The sequence below is a fragment of the Cupriavidus lacunae genome (assembly GCF_003353055.1).
Lineage (GTDB): Bacteria > Pseudomonadota > Gammaproteobacteria > Burkholderiales > Burkholderiaceae > Cupriavidus > Cupriavidus lacunae.
The window spans coordinates 1-1,000 of sequence record NZ_QKWJ01000248.1 but is presented as its reverse complement, the minus strand read 5'-3'; the positions used below and the strand labels follow the sequence as shown (position 1 = coordinate 1,000).

Sequence of the window (1,000 nt, the reverse complement as noted above, 5' to 3'; positions counted from 1 at the left end):
GGATCAACTTCAGGACGCGCCTGTCGCTCACCCGCTTCGCCACCCGGCTCATCAGGATATCGTGGTTCACGCGATGGTGGGTAGAGACGGGCCTTGAGGATTGTCCCCTTGTACCCGTCCCCCCTCGCAGAACCCGCCGTGCGGAACTACCGCAACGGGCTCCCCAGGCTGCACTCGCGGGATGGCGAGTCATACCGTCGCATGTCGTGTCGAGCCCGCCTGAGGCAGTTCGAACCAGGATCGACTCTTAAGGTAGCTCCAATACAGACGATGGCGTTGACTTTGCCGTCGTAGGGTGCGAATCCACTGCAGCTGGACCTCCCGACGGATGAGGTCGAGCTTCCGTTTACAGTGGTGCAACCCGAAGTACTGATAGAAGCCGCGCAACATCGCCGTGAGTTGGCGCTGCTGGTCGCGACGCTTCCAGTGCCTGTTCCTTTTGAGCCACTCCTTGGTTTTAGCCAAGAACTTACGACAGCTTTTGACGCAGGGAAGCCGCACCAAGGCAAACTTGCCACCTCGGTCGACTCCGCATACGTGCTTGAAACCCAGAAAGTCAAACGTGTCCGGCTTATCGCCGGTCTCTGCCAGGTCTGCCCGGACGAAGCGCCCGAACCGCATCAGCCGCGTCTTTTCCTCAGCCAATTCCAGCCCGAATTTCCCGAACCGATCCGTCAGGCTCTTTGCGAACCTGTCCGCATCGCTCCGGTATTGGAAGTTCACCACAAAGTCATCCGCAAACCTCGTCAGGTACGCCTCGCCCTTACACATCCTCTTGGCCTTCTTTTCGAACCAGAGGTCAAGCACATAGTGCAGGTAGATATTTGCCAGGATCGGGCTGATCGGCCCGCCTTGCGGCGATCCTTCTTCCGTTCGCGTCACGACTCCGCCCACCATGAAGCCCGCGTTCAGCCATTTGCCAATCAGGCGCAGGATGACCGGGTCCCCTATTCGGTGAGCCACCATCTTCTGCAGCCATTCATGTTGGATGTGGTTAAAG

Annotated in this window: 1 protein-coding gene; it reads right to left on the bottom strand. The window is 58.7% G+C overall.

All coding sequences use genetic code 11. From position 1 onward, the window contains the following. Nucleotides 1-189: 189 nt before the first annotated feature. A partial coding sequence (locus tag DN412_RS42935; RefSeq protein WP_244223119.1) for a reverse transcriptase domain-containing protein occupies nt 190-1,000 on the bottom strand: 811 nt, incomplete at its 5' end.